Source organism: Streptomyces sp. CA-251247, assembly GCF_050952975.1.
Lineage (GTDB): Bacteria > Actinomycetota > Actinomycetes > Streptomycetales > Streptomycetaceae > Streptomyces > Streptomyces achmelvichensis.
In genome coordinates, this window is sequence record NZ_CP191861.1 from 4,005,121 (window position 1) to 4,021,605 (window position 16,485).

General features: G+C 71.7%; 11 protein-coding genes and 2 tRNA genes. 3 read left to right on the forward strand and 10 right to left on the reverse strand.

The window, feature by feature from the left end; genetic code table 11:
- The first annotated feature begins 46 nt into the window (after positions 1–46).
- On the forward strand, positions 47–1,075 hold the full coding sequence (locus ACQPWZ_RS17620; RefSeq protein ID WP_433571812.1) for a trypsin-like serine peptidase: 1,029 nt from the start codon (positions 47–49) through the stop codon (positions 1,073–1,075).
- Positions 1,076–1,417: 342 nt separating this feature from the next.
- Here ACQPWZ_RS17620 and ACQPWZ_RS17625 read toward each other — a convergent pair whose 3' ends face one another.
- From ACQPWZ_RS17625 to ACQPWZ_RS17640, 4 genes are all read right to left on the reverse strand, one after another.
- Complete coding sequence (locus ACQPWZ_RS17625) at positions 1,418–2,602, reverse strand: calcium-binding protein (RefSeq protein WP_433571813.1); 1,185 nt, start codon at positions 2,600–2,602, stop codon at positions 1,418–1,420.
- Positions 2,603–3,200: 598 nt separating this feature from the next.
- The gene (locus ACQPWZ_RS17630) at positions 3,201–4,448 is read right to left on the reverse strand and encodes a calcium-binding protein (RefSeq protein ID WP_433571814.1); all 1,248 of its coding nucleotides are present in this window, start codon (positions 4,446–4,448) and stop codon (positions 3,201–3,203) included.
- 489 nt (positions 4,449–4,937) lie between these two features.
- Positions 4,938–5,010: transfer RNA gene (locus ACQPWZ_RS17635), tRNA-Arg, on the reverse strand.
- A 210-nt stretch (positions 5,011–5,220) separates the two neighbouring features.
- Positions 5,221–5,314, reverse strand: a tRNA-Ser gene (locus ACQPWZ_RS17640).
- A 235-nt stretch (positions 5,315–5,549) separates the two neighbouring features.
- Here ACQPWZ_RS17640 and ACQPWZ_RS17645 point away from each other — a divergent pair.
- Positions 5,550–5,990 carry an SSI family serine proteinase inhibitor gene (locus ACQPWZ_RS17645; RefSeq protein WP_433571815.1) on the forward strand — a complete coding sequence of 147 codons (441 nt, stop codon included), beginning with the start codon at positions 5,550–5,552 and terminating at the stop codon, positions 5,988–5,990.
- 169 nt (positions 5,991–6,159) lie between these two features.
- Positions 6,160–10,014 (forward strand): PAS domain-containing protein, encoded by a 3,855-nt coding sequence (locus ACQPWZ_RS17650; protein WP_433571816.1) that lies wholly within the window; start codon positions 6,160–6,162, stop codon positions 10,012–10,014.
- Between the two features lie 88 nt (positions 10,015–10,102).
- Here the strand turns inward: ACQPWZ_RS17650 and ACQPWZ_RS17655 are convergent, their stop codons facing one another.
- The 6 genes from ACQPWZ_RS17655 to ACQPWZ_RS17680 form a co-directional block, all read right to left on the reverse strand.
- Positions 10,103–11,749, reverse strand: coding sequence for a long-chain fatty acid--CoA ligase (locus ACQPWZ_RS17655; RefSeq protein ID WP_356704195.1), 1,647 nt, complete (start codon positions 11,747–11,749; stop codon positions 10,103–10,105).
- A 117-nt stretch (positions 11,750–11,866) separates the two neighbouring features.
- The gene (locus ACQPWZ_RS17660; RefSeq protein WP_433571817.1) at positions 11,867–12,469 is read right to left on the reverse strand and encodes a SigE family RNA polymerase sigma factor; all 603 of its coding nucleotides are present in this window, start codon (positions 12,467–12,469) and stop codon (positions 11,867–11,869) included.
- A gap of 263 nt (positions 12,470–12,732) precedes the next feature.
- Complete coding sequence (locus tag ACQPWZ_RS17665; RefSeq protein WP_433571818.1) at positions 12,733–13,779, reverse strand: DUF1906 domain-containing protein; 1,047 nt, start codon at positions 13,777–13,779, stop codon at positions 12,733–12,735.
- A 52-nt stretch (positions 13,780–13,831) separates the two neighbouring features.
- Entirely contained in the window at positions 13,832–14,998 is a 1,167-nt protein-coding gene (locus ACQPWZ_RS17670; protein ID WP_433571819.1) for a lipid-transfer protein, read from the reverse strand.
- The gene (locus ACQPWZ_RS17675) at positions 14,995–15,390 is read right to left on the reverse strand and encodes an acyl dehydratase (protein WP_340474050.1); all 396 of its coding nucleotides are present in this window, start codon (positions 15,388–15,390) and stop codon (positions 14,995–14,997) included. Before ACQPWZ_RS17675 ends, ACQPWZ_RS17670 begins: the two co-directional genes overlap by 4 nt.
- Positions 15,387–16,484, reverse strand: a complete 1,098-nt coding sequence (locus ACQPWZ_RS17680) for an acyl-CoA dehydrogenase family protein (RefSeq protein ID WP_433571820.1) — start codon at positions 16,482–16,484, stop codon at positions 15,387–15,389. Before ACQPWZ_RS17680 ends, ACQPWZ_RS17675 begins: the two co-directional genes overlap by 4 nt.
- Position 16,485: the final 1 nt, after the last annotated feature.

Below are 16,485 nucleotides of genomic sequence, written 5' to 3' on the forward strand. Positions count from 1 at the left end.
CGGTGGGTGGCGGATCACCGCCGCCCGGACGCGGATCCACACCCGTGTGTCACAGATCATCGACAGCGCCAACCGAACCGGCGGATTCCCCGGTCTTGCCGTGCGGACCGACGCCCCGCGCCCGCTGCCCGCTCCGACCGAGGAGACATCCGCGATGCCCACGACCTCCCCTTCCATGATCCGGCGCCTTCGCAGCCGGGCCACGGTGCTCACCGTCGCCGGTACGGCTCTCGCCCTCGTCGCCCCGGCCACGGCGACCGCCGCGGCCGGCCAGACCCGTGCGGCCGCGGCCGACCCGGTCTCCGTCCTGTCGTACACCGCCAAGGAACGCCGGGCGGCCCTCGCGTACTGGACGCCCGCTCGTATCAAGGCCGTCGGGAAGTCCGTGGACCTCGGTCCGACCGGCCCGAAGGCGAAGCCGTGGCGGGGCACCACGCTGAAGACCGTGGGGCGGCTCTTCTTCGTCAACGCGTCCGGCGCCGACACCTGGTGCACGGCCACGGCGGTGAAGAGCGCCAACCGCTCCGCCGTGATGACCGCGGCCCACTGCGTGCGACGCGGCTCGTCCCCCGGCAACACCAACACCGACATGGTGTTCGTCCCCGCCTACAGCAAGGGCAAGCAGCCGTACGGCGCGTTCGCGGTCCGCTCGGCCATGACCCCGCGCACCTGGGAGACGGACTCCACCGACGACCTGTCGACGCTGGCCGTCGACCCCGACAAGAAGGGCCGCAAGCTCACCGACGTGGTGGGCGGCCAGGCCATCGCCTTCAACCGTGCCGTCGGCGGCACGATCTCCGCCTTCGGCTACTCGGCCACCCGCCCCCAGCGCGGCGAGGAACTCCTCCACTGCGTCGGCAAGGCGAAGAAGAAGCACGGCCTTCAGGCCATCTCCTGCGACCTGACCGGCGGCTCCAGCGGCGGCCCGTGGCTGGCCGACTTCAACGCCACCACCGGCAAGGGCGTCCTGGTCTCGGTCAACAGCTCGCTGGACTCCCTGACACCGACCGAGATGCAGGCAGAGATCATGGGCGCCCTAGCGAAGAAGGTGTACGACCGGGCACAGCGCGCCTGACTCGGTTCCCCTCCGCATACGCGAGAGGCCCCCGGATCGTCTCCGGGGGCCTCTGGCCTGGCGCAGGCGTCCGGACGCCAAGGAGGGCGGGCTAAGCGAGAGTCCGCCTGACGAAGGCGAGGATGGCGGTCAGAAGGTTGAGGTTCTGACCGATGCCGGTGCCCGGGAGCGGCGCGGCGTGGGCGGAGGTGACGGTCATGGTCGTGAGGATGACGGCGGAGCTTGCCAGGGTCGCGGCTACACGCGTGATCTGTCGCATGTCGGACGAACGATCACGAACGCGTGAAGTGAGTTCGGTGAGCGGTGAACTCACCGAAATGGCGGCAGCGCCCTTGCGGTGGGTCAGAAGCAGCCGGGTCCGGTGGCGGGGTTGAAGCAGGCGTTGATGCCGGGGCCGCCGTCGTTGGTGTTGGTGCCGGGGCCGCCGAAGAGCGCGTCGCTGCCAAGGCCACCGAAGAGGGCGTCGTTGCCGTTGTTGCCGTTCAGGTTGTCGGCGCCGTTGCCACCTTCGACGCGGTCGTTGCCGTCACCGCCGGACAGCACGTCGTTGCCGTCACCGCCGCAGATGATGTCGTTGCCACCGCGGCCGTCGACCACATCGTTGCCGCCGAGAGCGAAGATCACGTCATTGCCGGGAGTGCCGATCAGGATGTTGTTGCCGTTGGTACCGGTGATGGTGGCCGTGGCGGTCGCGCAGGTGGGGGGCGCCGGCTCGTAGGTGACGGTCACCTGGGCCGGCCCCGCTGCAGGTCCGGAGGTACCACCCGTGGGGACACGGTTCGACCCGCCACCGCCACCACCAGGACCTGCCGTGGCATCGCTGTTGATTTGGCCGCAGCCGCCTCCTCCGCCGCCTCCGAACCAGCCGCCTCCGCCGCCGCCTCCCCCGAAGCCGGTGCCGCCGGTGCCGGCGGCACCGGCCGTACCGGCGGTGCCGGCGGTGGTTGGGTTCTGCGAGCATGCGGCTCCGCCGGTGCCGCCGGTGGTCTGGGTACCTCCGCCACCGCCGCCGCCGCCCTGCGGCCTGTCGCCGCCGTCGCCTCCGATGTTGCCGGCGTCCCCGCCGGTGGCCTCGGGGACCTGGAAGTCGCCGATGGCGGAACCGTAGCCGCCGCCTCCTCCGCCTCCGGCGACGATGAGACGCGGGTCGGTGCCGGGGCTGCCGGTCAGGGTGCAGCCGGGGCCGGCCGAGCTGCAGGTGCGCACGTCGCTGGAGCCGCCGCCGACGCCGCCCGAGAAGTTTCCGGTGCCTGGTCCGCCGCCGGTGTTGACGTTCACGAACAGGGTGCTGCCCGGGGTAGCGGTCAGGGTGCCGGTGACGGTGGCCCCGCTCCCGCCTACGCCACCATTAGGCACGTTCTGGCCTGCGGCGCCTGTGGCGGTGACCGTCAGTTGGGTGACGCCGGACGGGACGGTGAAGGGCTGGTTGGCGCCTGCGTTGAAGGTGACCGTCACCGGCGCCGCAGCAGCGGGCGTGGCCGTGGGAACGACCAGTGCCGCCGGCAGTGCCACCGTGGCGAGCAGCACGGCAGCACGCCTGGCCGGGCGCCTCCGCTCACCCGCGACTCCGGCGCCACGTCGAGGGAACATGGCATGTTGCAGGGTCCGTCTCACGATGGGGACTCCTCGGCAAAGAGCGCGGCACTCAGCACACGCCACGGACGTCGGTTGATGTTCGGGCCCCTGCCGGGACCGCCCGACGATCAAGCCACACCCGCCCTGCGTGGTCGTACAGACACACCGTCATACCGCCCGCAATCCACCGACCAGACGCTCCCCGACCCCGATCTCTCCGTAGATCATCCGGAAGGGAGCGCAGCCTGATCGGCGTAATCCAGGACCGTTGATGTCACCCGTTGATGTCCCCCGCTGACGTCCCCCGCTGACGTCAAAGGCCCCACCGGGCGAACCGGTGGGGCCTTTGAGCAGTGTGCACTCGGCAGGATTCGAACCTGCAACCTTCTGATCCGTAGGCGCGTGCAGCATCGTCACGAACCGCTCGCCTGCTGGGATCCGTTGGCTCGTGCGCCGATCACGGGGGTGCCACGGTGCGCGGTTGTACGCCTGCGTCGATGTCAGCTACTGATGTCGCTCAACATGCCGGGTCGGGGACGTGTGGGGTGGGTCAGAAGCAGCCGGGTCCGGTGGCGGGGTTGAAGCAGGCGTTGATGCCGGGGCCGCCGTCGTTGGTGTTGGTGCCGGGGCCGCCGAAGAGCGCGTCGCTGCCAAGGCCACCGAAGAGGGCGTCGTTGCCGTTGTTGCCGTTCAGGTTGTCGGCGCCGTTGCCACCTTCGACGCGGTCGTTGCCGTCACCGCCGGACAGTACGTCGTTGCCGTCACCGCCGCAGATGATGTCGTTGCCACCGCGGCCGTCGACCACATCGTTGCCGCCGAGAGCGAAGATCACGTCATTGCCGGGAGTGCCGATCAGGATGTTGTTGCCGTTGGTACCGGTGATGGTGGCCGTGGCGGTCGCGCAGGTGGGGGGCGCCGGCTCGTAGGTGACGGTCACCTGGGCCGGCCCCGCTGCAGGTCCGGAGGTACCACCCGTGGGGACACGGTTCGACGCACCACCGCCGCCACCGGGACCGTAAGCGGGAGGAAAATCAATACGGTTGCAGCCTCCGCCGCCGCCTCCACCGAACCAGCCGCCCCCGCCTCCGCCCGCCCCGAAGCCGCCTCCGCCGGTGCCGCCCGCACCGCCTGTGCCCGGAGTGCCGGATGTACCGACGGCAGGGCATGCTGCTCCGGCTGTGCCACCGGCGGTCTGGGTTCCGCCCCCGCCGCCTTGGCCGCTGTTCGTTCTGCTGCCGCCGGCACCCCCGGTGATTCCGGCGTCTCCGCCGGTGGCCTCCGGGTTGAGGTAAGTGGAGGAGAAGCCGCTTCCTCCGCCGCCTCCGCCGCCCGCGACGATGAGACGGGGGTCCGTGCCGGGGACGCCGGTCAGGGTGCAGCCGGGGCCGGCCGAGCTGCAGGTGCGGACATCGCTGGATCCGCCGCCGGCACCGCCCGTAGTCGCGGGTCCGCCGCCGGCGCCCCCGCCCGTGCCGACGTTGACGTAGAGGGTGGTGGTGCTCGGCGGCACGGTGACGGTGCCGGTGACGGTGGCGCCGTTGCCTCCTGTGCCGCCGCCGGACCCGTTTTGTCCTGCGGCGCCTGTGGCGGTGACGGTCAGTTGGGTGACGCCGGACGGGACGGTGAAGGGCTGGTTGGCGCCTGCGTTGAAGGTGACGGTCACGGGCGCCGCCACGGCGGGCGTGGCCGTGGGAACGACCAGTGCCGCCGGCAGTGCCACCGTGGCGAGCAGGACCGCAGCACGCCTGGCCGGGCGCCTCCGCTCACCCGCGGCTCCGGCGCCACGTCGCTGGAGCATGGCATGTTGCAGGGTCGGTCTCACGGTGGGGGCTCCTCGACGATGAGCGCGGCACTCAGGACGTGCCACGGATGTCGGTTGGTGTTCGGGCCCCTGCCGGGACCGCCCGACGATCAAGCCACACGCACCCTGTGTGGTCGTACAGACACACCGTCATACCGCCCGCAATCCACCGACCAGACGCTCCCCGACCCCGAACTCGCTCCGGTGATCCGTAGGCGCGTGCATCACGGACGCGCAGCCCTGAGCCTGCCCGTCAACGGCCTCGGAACCCGTGCCGAGAACCGCAAGCAGTCCACGGTTGTCCGTCTGGGCAGGACGGCTTGCCCGCTGGCCGCTTCCGATCGGATGGACGACGTGTTGGGCGCCGATCTCTCCGTAGATCACCCGGAAGGGAGCGCAGCCTGATCGGCGTAATCCAGGACCGTTGATGTCCCCCGCTGACGTCAAAGGCCCCACCGGGCGAACCGGTGGGGCCTTTGAGCAGTGTGCACTCGGCAGGATTCGAACCTGCAACCTTCTGATCCGTAGTCAGATGCTCTATCCGTTAAGCTACGAGTGCTTGGCGTTCCGGGCTTTTCTGCCCGGTCGGCGTTGCGGGAACAACATTACATGACCCGCGCCGTGAGGTGAAATCCGTTAAGCACACCCCACCTGACCTGCGAAAACAGCGCCCCAGCGGTCAAGAATCCTCGTACGTACGCCCGAAGACACACAGCCCGCCGAGGACGACCGAAGCCCCGGCCTGCGGGCCGGGGCTTCGGTGATCAACTGGCGGAGGCGGAGGGATTTGAACCCTCGATGGGCTTTAAGACCCAAACCGCATTAGCAGTGCGGCGCCATAGACCGGACTAGGCGACGCCTCCAGCACACTCACGCGGGCGCGAGTGGTGCGTGCAGATGATGACACAGCCGAGCGGGGTGTCACCAATCGCCGTCCACGGTACTAGGCCCGCAGGCCGGAGGGCAAAGCCCGGGGCGCCGCGCCCGTCGTCCCGGCGGCGCGGTCCGGTTGCGCAACGCCGGGGCGCACGGAGCGTTAGAGATGCCGGGGCGTCCGCGCCCTCGCACGGTCCCTCACTCCCGGATCCAGGAGCACCCATGCTGCGCTGCCTCGTCCTCACCGCAACCGTGACCGCCGCCGCGCTGGCCGGCGCCGTACCCGCCGCGGGAGCGGCCCCCCTGCCGTTCCCGCTGCCGCTGCTGTCGGCACCCGACCGGCTGACCGTGATCGTCTCCGACACCGGGAACACCCGGACGGACGGCCGGTACGAGCTGACGTGCGACCCGGCCGGCGGCACCCACCCCGCGGCCGTCAAGGCCTGTGCGCGGCTGGACGAGCTCGCGCAGGAGGACCGGAACCCCTTCGCGCCGGTTCCCGAGGACCAGATGTGCACCATGCAGTCCGGAGGGCCGGCCACCGCCCGGGTCACCGGCACATGGCAGGGACAGCGGGTGGACGCCACGTTCAACCGGGGGAACGGCTGCGAAATCTCACGGTGGCGCACGATGGAGCCCGTGCTGCCGAACACCAGGTCATAACCCCCGGCGGTACCGCATGTGCACACAACCTTGGTGAGAGCTCCCCCTCATCCGCCGCCCCGGCCCCCTCGGCTGCCTTTAGACTCCCTCCAGTGACAGGCTGAAGCCCGAGGGGCAAGATGGGACCGGCCGTCCGCAATATGCAGTAGGTCAGGGAGGAACCGTCGTCGTGAGCAGCAGGCCATCCCGAGGCGCTGCTCGCCTCGCAGCCATACTCGACGCCCTTCCGGACGGCCTCGTGCTCGTCAACTGCAACGGCACGGTCGTCAACGCCAACACCATCGCCCTCGAACTCTTCGAGACTCCCGGTACCGCACTCGTCGGACGCGGGCTGCTCGATCTGCTGCCCACCTTCGACTCGCGGCTGATCCCCGGCTCGATGCGGCGCCCCGAGGCGGCCGACGAACGCGGGCGGACCAAGCCCACGCGGATGGTGGCGCGGCGCACTGACGGCAGCGAGTTCCCTGTCGAGGTGACCAGCGCGAGCCTCGAGGACGGACGCGAGGCATACGACTCGTACAGTGGCTACACCGGCGACGAGCTGCTGATGCTCGTCGTGCGGGACCTGTCCGGAACCATGGACACCGAGGCCGAGCTGGCGCGTTCGCAGCGGCAGACCGAGATGATCCTTCGTGCCGCGGCCGAGGGTGTGGTCGGTACGGACACCGACGGACGTGTCGTCCTGGTGAATCCGGCCGCCGCGCAGATCCTCGGATTCCGGGCGAGCGACCTCGGCGGCCAGGAGCTGCATCCGCTGATCCTGCACTCGCGCGGGGACGGCGAACCCTTCCCGTACGAGGAGTCGGCGCTCGCCGACACCCTCAAGTCCGGGCGCAAGCACCGGGTGCGCGGACAGGTGCTGTGGGCGAAGGACGGCTCGCAGGTGCCGGTCGATCTGACGACCGCGCCGGTACGCGACGGGGACCAGCTCGTCGGCGCGGTGATGACCTTCACCGACCGCCGTCCGTACGAGGAGCTGACCCAGCAGCACGAGTCCGAGCTCACGGAGACGACCGAGCGGCTCGGCAAGGAGCTGGAGGAGACCACCGAACGGTTCACGGCCGAGCTGGCGGACCGTGCGGACCGCTACACCGCGGAGATCGAGAGCCGGGACGAGCAGTACACCGAGCTGGCCGCCCGCCATGGCCAGCTGACCGCCGTGCTCGGCGAGTCGCTGCGCGGGCCGCTGGAGGAACTCCGTTCCGAACTGGCCACCCTGGCCGCCGACCCGGCGGGGCAGTTGTGGCCCGAGGCCAACCAGATCCTGCACCACCTGGCCGCCGGTTATGCGCGGATGACGACGCTCGTCGACAACGTCCTGGGCTACCAGCGGCTCGACACGGGTGCGGAACAGCTCTACAAGATCCCGGTGCTGCTCGACGCGGTCGTCGCGGCCGGCGTCGAGGGCGCCATCGAGCTGATCGGCCCCGGGCGGGCGCAGTTCGCGGTGCATGCTCCGCCGATAGAGGCCGAGGTGGACGCCGGACGGCTGGCGACGGCGCTCGCGCACCTGGTGGCTGACGTGGCCGGTGTCGATTCCACCGGCAAGGCCAAGCTGATGCCCGGCGGCGGGTACGTGGACTCGACGATCGTGGTGGCGGCCGCGCAGCGCGGTGACGTCGTACGGATCGAGGTGCGGGGGCCGTTCGCCGGGGGAGACCCGGTGCACGAGCCGATCGTGCGCGGAATCGTACGGGCGCACGGCGGAGTACTGCAGACGCACGAGGTGCCGGGCATGAGCGGCAGCGCGTACGTCCTGGAACTGCCGCTGGGCGAAGGCTCGGGAACCGTGGCACCGCCGGAGCACGGCACGATGCTGGCCCTTCCGGAGCAGCAGGCGCCTCCGCAGCCGCAGCGCTCCCCCGGCACGTCGGGCGGTGGACGGCGGCGTGCGCGACGGGCTTCCACGGACGCGTTCCTGGAGAGCCCCGTCGCGATGGAGGACCCGGTGGCCGCGCCGCCGACGGGCCGGCGTCGCGCACACGGGGAACAGCCGCAGCAGGAACTGATCCCGGCACAGGACTCGGGCGGCAGCCATGCCGCCCACGCGGGCGGTGGCGGAACCGGTCGCCGACGCGGCAGGCCGAGCCCTGCCGAGGAATCCGTCGCCGTCAGCGCCGGTGGCGGCAGGCCGACCGAGGGCTCCGTGGTGACCGCCGCGGAGGGCGCCGCCCAGTCCGGTCGCGCCGCGCTCGGCGAGACGGTGCCGCCGCAGGGCGTCTCCGTCGACGGGCCCGGCTCGGGCCGTCGCGCGCGACACGGCGCGATGCCGGAGCTGCCCGCGGCTCCCTCCGCCGCCCCTGCCGCCTCTGCTTCGACCGCGATCGAGACGCGCCCGTCCGGCCGCCGGGCCAGGAGGGCACTGGCGACGGCTCCGGCCGAGCCGCAAGCACCGCGCACGCCGTTCGCGCTGCCGCCCGCCGAGGCCGACCGCATCCCGCCGACGGCGGGTGAAGCGGACGCCTCACTGCCGGGCCGGCACGACTCCGTCCGTACGGAGCCGGGCACCGACCATCACACGCCGCCGCAGCAGCATCCGACCCCGACGGGTCGGCGGCGCGCGCGGACGCAGCCGCCCGCCCAGGGTGCGGTGCCGGACGCACCGCCCGGGTGGGGGGACGACGTCCCGGACGACGCCGGATTCGATCCGCGTGCCACCGACGACGGTACGAGCGGGCAGCACGCGGCGACGCAGGACGAGGCGGCGCCGGGGCAGTCGGGTGCCGCGACGTCGCAGGGCACCGGCTCCGTCGCCCTGCCGATGCCCGCGTTCGAGGAGCCCGCCGCCGAGCAGCAGACGACGCCGCGGCCCGCGCAGGCGCGCGTCGCCCAGCCGCTGCCCGCGGAGGCACCGGTCCCGGCGGACGCCTCGCAGGGCAGGGCATTCAGCGTCCGCACACTCGGACAGGGCGTGCCCTTCTCGCAGCAGATCGCCGAGAAGCAGAACCAGACGCTCGGCGCCGGACGCCGTCGCAAGCTGGGGACGCGGTCCACCGAGGGGGAGCGCCCGGAGCCGGCCGCCACCACCGCCCGCCCGCATCCGCAGACGCAGGCCGCCCCGGCACAGGCTTCTCCGCAGGCCCAGCCTCCGGGGCAGTCGCAGGCCCAGGGACAGACGCAGCCCCAGGGACAGTCGCAGACCCAGAACGGATCGCTGCTCCCCGCCGAGCGGTCCGAGGGCCGGTCGTACGCCATAGGCGCACCCCTCGAAGGCGCGGAGGGCCCGGAGCCGCTGGACGGTCCCGGAGGCGCGGTGGAGGTGGCCAACCGGCCGCAGCCGCAGCCCGTCGACGACGAGCTGCCCCCGGAGCCGCTGGACAATCCGCGCCGACTGCTGGTGTGGCCGGCGCCGGATGTCTCGACCTCGCAGGCGCTGAGCGACCGGGGCTACCGTCCCGTCGTCGTGCATTCGCGCGAAGAGGTCGACGCACAGATCGCCGCGTTCCCCGCGGCCCTGTTCGTCGACCCGCTGACCGGCCCGATCACCCGGACCGCACTGCAGTCGCTGCGCCAGGCCGCGGTGGCCGCGGAGGTCCCCGTTCTGGTGACGGCCGGACTGGGGCAGGCCACACGGGAAGCGGCCTACGGCGCCGACCCGGCCATCCTGCTGAAGGCGCTGGCCCCCCGGGACAGCGAACAGCACCCGTCACGCGTGCTGTTGATCGAGGAACACGAGGAGATCGCGCTGGCGCTCACCGCGACGCTGGAGCGCCGCGGAATGCAGGTCGCGCGGGCCGGTGCGGACACGGACGCCGTCACCCTCGCGACCCAGATGCGGCCGAACCTCGTGGTGATGGACCTGATGCAGGTGCGCCGCCGCCGGGCCGGGATCATCGACTGGCTGCGGGCGAACGGCCAGCTGAACCGGACGCCCCTGGTCGTCTACACCTCGGCGGGCCTCGACCGGGCCGAGCTGCCGCGGCTCTCGTCGGGCGAGACGGTGCTCTTCCTCGCGGAGCGTTCCACCAGTAACGAGGTCCAGTCCCGGATCGTCGACCTGCTCGCGAAGATCGGGACGAACTGACGGCGCTGGCCGGGGCCTTGGCCGAGGGCGTCAAGTGACGCGTCGGGGGCGGTGTTTCACGTGAAACACCGCCCCCTTCGTGTCGTGATCAGAACTGGGTGACGTCCAGCTCACCGTCCGCGTACTGCTTGCGGATCACCTTCTTGTCGAACTTGCCCACGCTCGTCTTCGGGACCGCCGGGATCACCGCCCAGCGCTCGGGCAGCTGCCACTTGGCGACCTTCTCGGCGAGGAAGGCTTTCAGCGACTCGTAGTCCGCCGTCGAGCCCTCCTTGAGGACGACCGTCGCCAACGGACGCTCGCCCCACTTGTCATCGGGCACCGCGACCACCGCAGCCTCGGCGACCTCCGGGTGGGCCATGAGCGCGTTCTCCAGGTCGACGCTCGAAATCCACTCACCGCCGGACTTGATGACGTCCTTGGCCCGGTCGGTCAGCGTGAGGTAGCCGTCGGGGCTGATGAGGCCGACGTCGCCGGTCTTCAGCCAGCCGTCCTCGCTGAACTTGTCCGCGGGCTTGAAGTCCTCGCCGCCCGCACCGCCGTAGTACGAGCCCGCGATCCAGGCGCCCCGGACCTCCAGCTCACCGGCGGAGGCACCGTCCCACGGCAGGATCTCGCCGGCGGGTCCGACCAGCCGGGCTTCGACGCCGGTGGGGAAACGGCCCTGGGTGATGCGGTAGGGCCACTCCTCCTCCGCCGAGAGACCGGCCGGCGGGTGCGACATCGTGCCGAGCGGAGAGGTCTCCGTCATGCCCCAGGCGTGACAGAGCCGTACGCCGAGCTTGTCGTACGCCTCCATCAGGGCCGGCGGACATGCCGCGCCGCCGATGGTCACCTGCGACATGGAGGTCAGGTCGCGGGGGTTGGCGGTGACTTCGGCGAGGAGTCCCTGCCAGATGGTGGGGACGGCCGCCGCGTGCGAGGGCCTCTCGCGCTCGATCATGTCCGCGAGCGGTCCGGGCTGAAGGAAACGGTCCGGCATCAGCATGTTGATGCCGGTCATGAAGGTGGCGTGCGGCAGGCCCCAGGCATTCACATGGAACTGCGGGACCACGACGAGCGTGGTGTCCCGCTCGGTCAGCCCCATCGACTCGGCCATGTTGACCTGCATCGAGTGGAGGTAGATCGAGCGGTGGGAGTAGACGACGCCCTTGGGGTCGCCCGTGGTGCCGGAGGTGTAGCACATGGCGGCGGCGGTCCGCTCGTCCAGCTCGGGCCAGTCGAACGTGGTCGGCCGGTCCGCGATCAGCTCCTCGTACTCGTGCACCGTCGCGTCGGTCTCGGCGAGCAGACTGCGGTCGCCGGGGCCGGAGACCACGATGTGCTCGATCGTGGGCAGGTGCGGAAGGAGCGGGGCGAGCAGCGGGAGCAGGGAGCCGTTGACGATGACGGCCCGGTCGGCGGCATGGTTGACGATCCACACCAGCTGCTCGGCGGGGAGGCGGAGGTTGAGCGTGTGCAGTACGGCACCCATGGAGGGGATGGCGAAGTACGCCTCGACGTGCTCGGCGTTGTTCCACATCAGGGTGGCGATCCGCTGGTCTCCGTCGACCCCCAGCTCGTCACGGAGCGCGTTGGCCAGCTGTGTCGCACGGCTGCCCACCTCCGCGAAGCTGCGCCGCTGCGGCTCGGCGTCTCCGGTCCAGGTGGTGATCTGCGACTTTCCGTGGATCGTCATCCCGTGTTGCAGGATGCGGGTCACAGTCAGCGGTACGTCCTGCATGGTGCTCAGCACGGCGTCCTCCCGGTGGGCGCTAGCGCTACGTGGCAGTAAAGGTGGGAAGATTCTGCTCACGTACCGCGCGGTATGTCACTACCCCCGGGTAGGGGAACTGGTCACCGACGGTGTCGTTCAGCGCACGGGGGACAGCTCCGGGTCCTCGCGGAGCTTGCTCAGCGCCCGGGACACCGCACTCTTGACCGTGCCGACGGACACCCCGAGCACCTCGGCGGTCTGGGCCTCGCTGAGGTCCTCGTAGTACCGCAGGACGACCATCGCGCGCTGCCGGTCCGGCAGCTTCATCACGGCGCGCCACATGGCGTCGTGCAGCACCTGCTGCTCGGCCGGGTCCGCCGCCGGTACGGTCTCCGGCTCCGGAAGTTCCTCGCAGGCGAACTCGTCGACCTTGCGCTTGCGCCACTGCGAGGTGCGGGTGTTGAGGAGGGCGCGGCGGACATAGCCGTCGAGCGCCCGGTGGTCCTCGATCCGCTCCCACGCGACATAGGTCTTCGTGAGCGCGGTCTGCAGCAGGTCCTCGGCATCGCTCGGGTTCGCCGTGAGCGAGCGGGCGGTACGCAGCAGCACGGGCCCCCGCGCCCGTACGTACGACGAGAACGACGAATAGCGAGCATGGGTCGCATGGGGCGCATGGGGCGCATGCCGTGGGCCGGCGCCGTACGACGGAGGCACCGGCACGGCGGGCCTCGAGACGCTTGTGCAGACTGGCGTGGTCATAGGTCCACGCTAGGAGCGGGTGCTACGCAGCGGATCGGCCACAGGTCCCGAAGGCATGTCCGCCTCAGGTTGTACGGCTGGTGCCGGCCCCACCTCCTGAAGGTGGAGGAGACCCTCAGGGGCAGTGCGCCCTCAGATCAGGGGAAGACGCCCTTCCGCCGGGGCGGACCCAGGTCTCTGCGGTTGCGCCACGGGTCACTCAGCCGACGTACGCGGAGTCGCTCGGGCCGCGCCACGGGTCCCTCCGCCGCGGACAGGAACGCTCACGGGCGGATCCGGGCCACGGGAGCGTCCGCCATGCTGCGGCCGACGGTCAGGCTGTGGCCACCGTGGTTCTCGGTGACGTCGCCGTCGTACTGGTGGATCCGCCGCTTCGGCCGCCACGCGTACGGGTTCAGGACCTGCTCGTCGTACAGGTCCTCGTACAGCGCGGGCTCGGCGCTCCGGCGAGCGAACCACATCGCGGAAGGCAGGTCGCCCGTGCCGGCCAGCCGGGCGCGCTCCATGTGCAGGACCCCCGCGTCGGCGGCGCTGTGGAAGCCGGGCACATAACCGCGGCGGCGTACCTCGCGGTTCCACGCACGGACGAAGTCGAGCGTGGCACGGGCGCACTCCACGTCCTCCACGTCGTACGCCTCCAGGTCGAGATAGAGGGCGCTGCCCCTGGCCATGCCCAGCGCCCAGGCACGCTCCACCGCCTCGTTGCCCTCCCGCTGACCCTCGGCGCCGGGGCTCGCACCGATGACGGCGGCGCGTCTGCGCTCGTCCCGGACGCAGGGGGACTGCGAGCCGGCGAACACGGGCAACACCTGCCAGCCCATGCGGTGCACTGCCGCGACCCAGTCCCGCGTGAGGTGGGGCTGCTGCGGGCAGCGCCGCCCGCGCCCGCCGTAGGAGACACCGACCGCGCCGTACGGGGACGAGGTGCGCCAGGACCGCATCGCGGCCAGGGGCGGTGCCTGGCAGGTGTCGAACGCCAGGCCCCGGAAGGTCAGGGCGGTGTCGGCGGTCGTGTCGACGACGGCGCCGGAACCCTCGGCCGGAGCGTCGGCGTTGCTGTTCGGCTGGGCTTTGGTGTTCCGCTCGGCATTGGTGTTCCGCTCGGCTTTGGTGTTGGTGTCTGCGTCGGCGTCGGCCCTTCTGTCGGTGGGGGGTCGCGCCACGAGGGCGTCGGGGGCGGCCGGGGCGTCGACGGCGGCGGCGTACGCCGTGTCCCTGGGCGCGGACCGCTCGGGTTCCGGTGCCAGCAGCAGACCGAGCAGGGCGGTCAGCGCGAGGGCGACGGCGGCGGCGCGTTTCCGTAGGCGCATGGGCCGAGTGAACGGCGGCCGGGGCGGCCCGGCCACCGCTCGGCCCGCTCGCTCAGCCGTCCGCGCCCAGGATCAACCCGGATGTGGGAACGCCGGTGCCCGCGGTGACCAGGGCTCTGGCCGCGTCCGGTATCTGGTTCACCGAGGTGCCCCGTATCTGGCGGACCGCCTCCGCGATCCCGTTCATCCCGTGCAGATAGGCCTCCCCCAGCTGCCCCCCGTGGGTGTTGAGCGGCAGCGCGTCCGCCGCCACGAACTCCGCCGCCTCGCCCGGTCCGCAGAACCCGAACTCCTCCAGCTGCATCAGCACGAAGGGGGTGAAGTGGTCGTAGATGATCCCCACGTCGATGTCCTGGGGCGCCAGGCCCGAGGTCCGCCACAGCTGCCGGGCGACCACCCCCATCTCCGGCAGTCCGGTGAGGTCGTCGCGGTAGAAGCTGGTCATCTGCTCCTGCGCCCGGCCTGCGCCCTGCGCGGCGGCGACGACGACCGCGGGACGTTGCGGCAGATCGCGTGCCCGCTCCACGCTGGTCACCACGATCGCCTGACCGCCGTCGGTCTCCTGGCAGCAGTCCAGCAGCCGCAGCGGCTCGACGATCCAGCGCGAGTCGGCGTGATCGTCGAGGGTGATCGGCTTCCCGTAGAAATACGCCGCCGGGTTGCGGGCGGCATGGCGGCGGTCGGTGACGGCGACATGGCCGAACGCCTCGGGGGTCAGCCCGTAGGTGTGCAGATAGCGCTGGGCCGCCATGGCCACCCAGGACGCGGGGGTGAGCAGCCCGAACGGGAGGTTCCAGCCGAGCGCCGCGCCCTCGGCCGACGGCTCCCGGTGCTGCACACCCGCGCCGAACCGCCGCCCCGACCGTTCGTTGAACGCGCGGTAGCAGACGACGACTTCGGCGATCCCCGACGCCACGGCGAGAGCGGCCTGCTGGACAGTGGCGCAGGCCGCGCCGCCGCCGTAGTGGACACGGGAGAAGAAGGACAGCTCTCCCATGCCTGCCGCCTGGGCGACGGTGATCTCGGGGCTGGTGTCCATGGTGAAGGTGACGAGGCCGTCGACGTCGGCGGGGGAGAGGCCGGCGTCGTCGAGAGCCGCATGGACCGCCTCGACGGCCAGCTTCAGCTCACTGCGCCCGGAGTCCTTGGAGAACTCGGTCGCCCCGATGCCCACGACGGCGGCCCGCCCGCCGAGCCCGTCCCTGCGGCGGATGCTCATACGGCGCCCTCCGGCGCAAGGGTCACCGTCACCGTGCCGGTGACATGGGTGCCGATGCCGTTGGCGCCGACGACCCGGACCTCGGCGGTGTCGCCGGTGACGGAGGCGATCGTGCCGCGCAGCACCATGGTGTCTCCCGGGTAGTTGGGCGCGCCCAGCCGGATGGCGACCTTGCGGAGAACGGCCCGCCCGCCGAGCCGGTCCGTGATGTAGCGCCCGACGAGGCCGTTGGTCGTCAGGATGTTCATGAAGATGTCCGGGGAACCCCTCTCCCTCGCCAGTTCGGCGTCGTGGTGCACGTCCTGGTAGTCGCGCGAGGCCACGGCCCCGGCGACGATCAGTGTGCGGGTGATCTCGATCTCCAGCGGCGGCAGTTCGTCACCGGCCTTCACTGGACTCCCTCCTTCGCGAGCATCGCTCCGAGCTCCGCCAGCACTTCGCTGCCGCATCCCTGGTACGCGTCGAGCTGCCGTCCCCAGAGGAAGTGCCGGTGGACGGGGTGGTCCACATCGGCGCCGATGCCTCCGTGGAGATGCTGGCCCGCGTGCACGACGCGCTTTCCGGCCTCGGACGCCCACCAGGCAGCCGTGAGCGCGTGGGTGGCACACGGCAGGCCCTCGTCGTACCGCCAGGCGGCCTCGTAGGCCGTGACGCGGATGGCCTCGGTGTCCATATGGGCGTCGGCTGCGCGGATCAGCACGCCCTGGTTGGTGGAGAGAGGGCGGCCGAACTGCTCGCGGGTGGTGGTGTGTTCGACGGCGCGCGCGAGCGAGCCGGCGCACACGCCCGCCTGCAGCCCGGCGAAGGCGATACGGCTCTCGGTCAGCACATGCTCGTACGGCCTCGTGTCGCCGACGTCCGGGGTGTCTTCGAGCTGCGCGCCCGGGGCGCCGACACGCTCCGCCGGGGTGCCGTCCAGGACGAGCCGCGCCGCCGACCAGGGCGCGGTGGTGTGCACCGGCTCGGTCTCCGCGTCGGCGACCCGCACCCACCACAGGAGCCGGTCCTCGTCGGCGACCAGCACATGCGTGGCGTCACGCAGCCAGGGCACCCAGCCGACGGTGCCGGTCAGACGTCCCTCCGCCCGGCCGGCGGCACCGACGGACGGGCCGCTGCGGGCCCGCACCGCGGCAGGTTCGGTGACCGCTCCCGTCGCCACCACCGCCCCGTCCCGCAGCCCGGGCAGCAGCCGTTCGCGCTGCTCGTCCGTGCCGTGCGCGACGAGGGGCAGCAGCCCGTACGCACAGGTCGCCGCGAACGGCACCTGTGCTGTCGTCCGGCCCTGTTCCTCCAACAGCAGCACCAGTCCCAGCAGACCGATGTCCTCGACGGCGGCGACGAGTCCCGCCGCGCACAGGGCCTTCCACAACTCGGCGTCCGTCCCGGTGCCCGCAGCGGCGAGCCGGTCGGGCGTGGACAGATCACCGAAGATCCGGGCCGCCAGTTCCCGCGCGGCGGTCTGCTCCTCCGTGGGCGTGAAGTCCATG

Excerpts from the sequence above, each read along its gene's own strand:
- ACQPWZ_RS17630 (WP_433571814.1), bottom strand. The coding sequence starts at position 4,448 with ATGCTCCAGCGACGTGGCGCCGGAGCCGCGGGTGAGCGGAGGCGCCCG.
- ACQPWZ_RS17645 (WP_433571815.1), top strand. The coding sequence starts at position 5,550 with ATGCTGCGCTGCCTCGTCCTCACCGCAACCGTGACCGCCGCCGCGCTG.
- ACQPWZ_RS17660 (WP_433571817.1), bottom strand. The coding sequence starts at position 12,469 with ATGACCACGCCAGTCTGCACAAGCGTCTCGAGGCCCGCCGTGCCGGTG.
- ACQPWZ_RS17665 (WP_433571818.1), bottom strand. The coding sequence starts at position 13,779 with ATGCGCCTACGGAAACGCGCCGCCGCCGTCGCCCTCGCGCTGACCGCC.
- ACQPWZ_RS17670 (WP_433571819.1), bottom strand. The coding sequence starts at position 14,998 with ATGAGCATCCGCCGCAGGGACGGGCTCGGCGGGCGGGCCGCCGTCGTG.
- ACQPWZ_RS17680 (WP_433571820.1), bottom strand. The coding sequence starts at position 16,484 with ATGGACTTCACGCCCACGGAGGAGCAGACCGCCGCGCGGGAACTGGCG.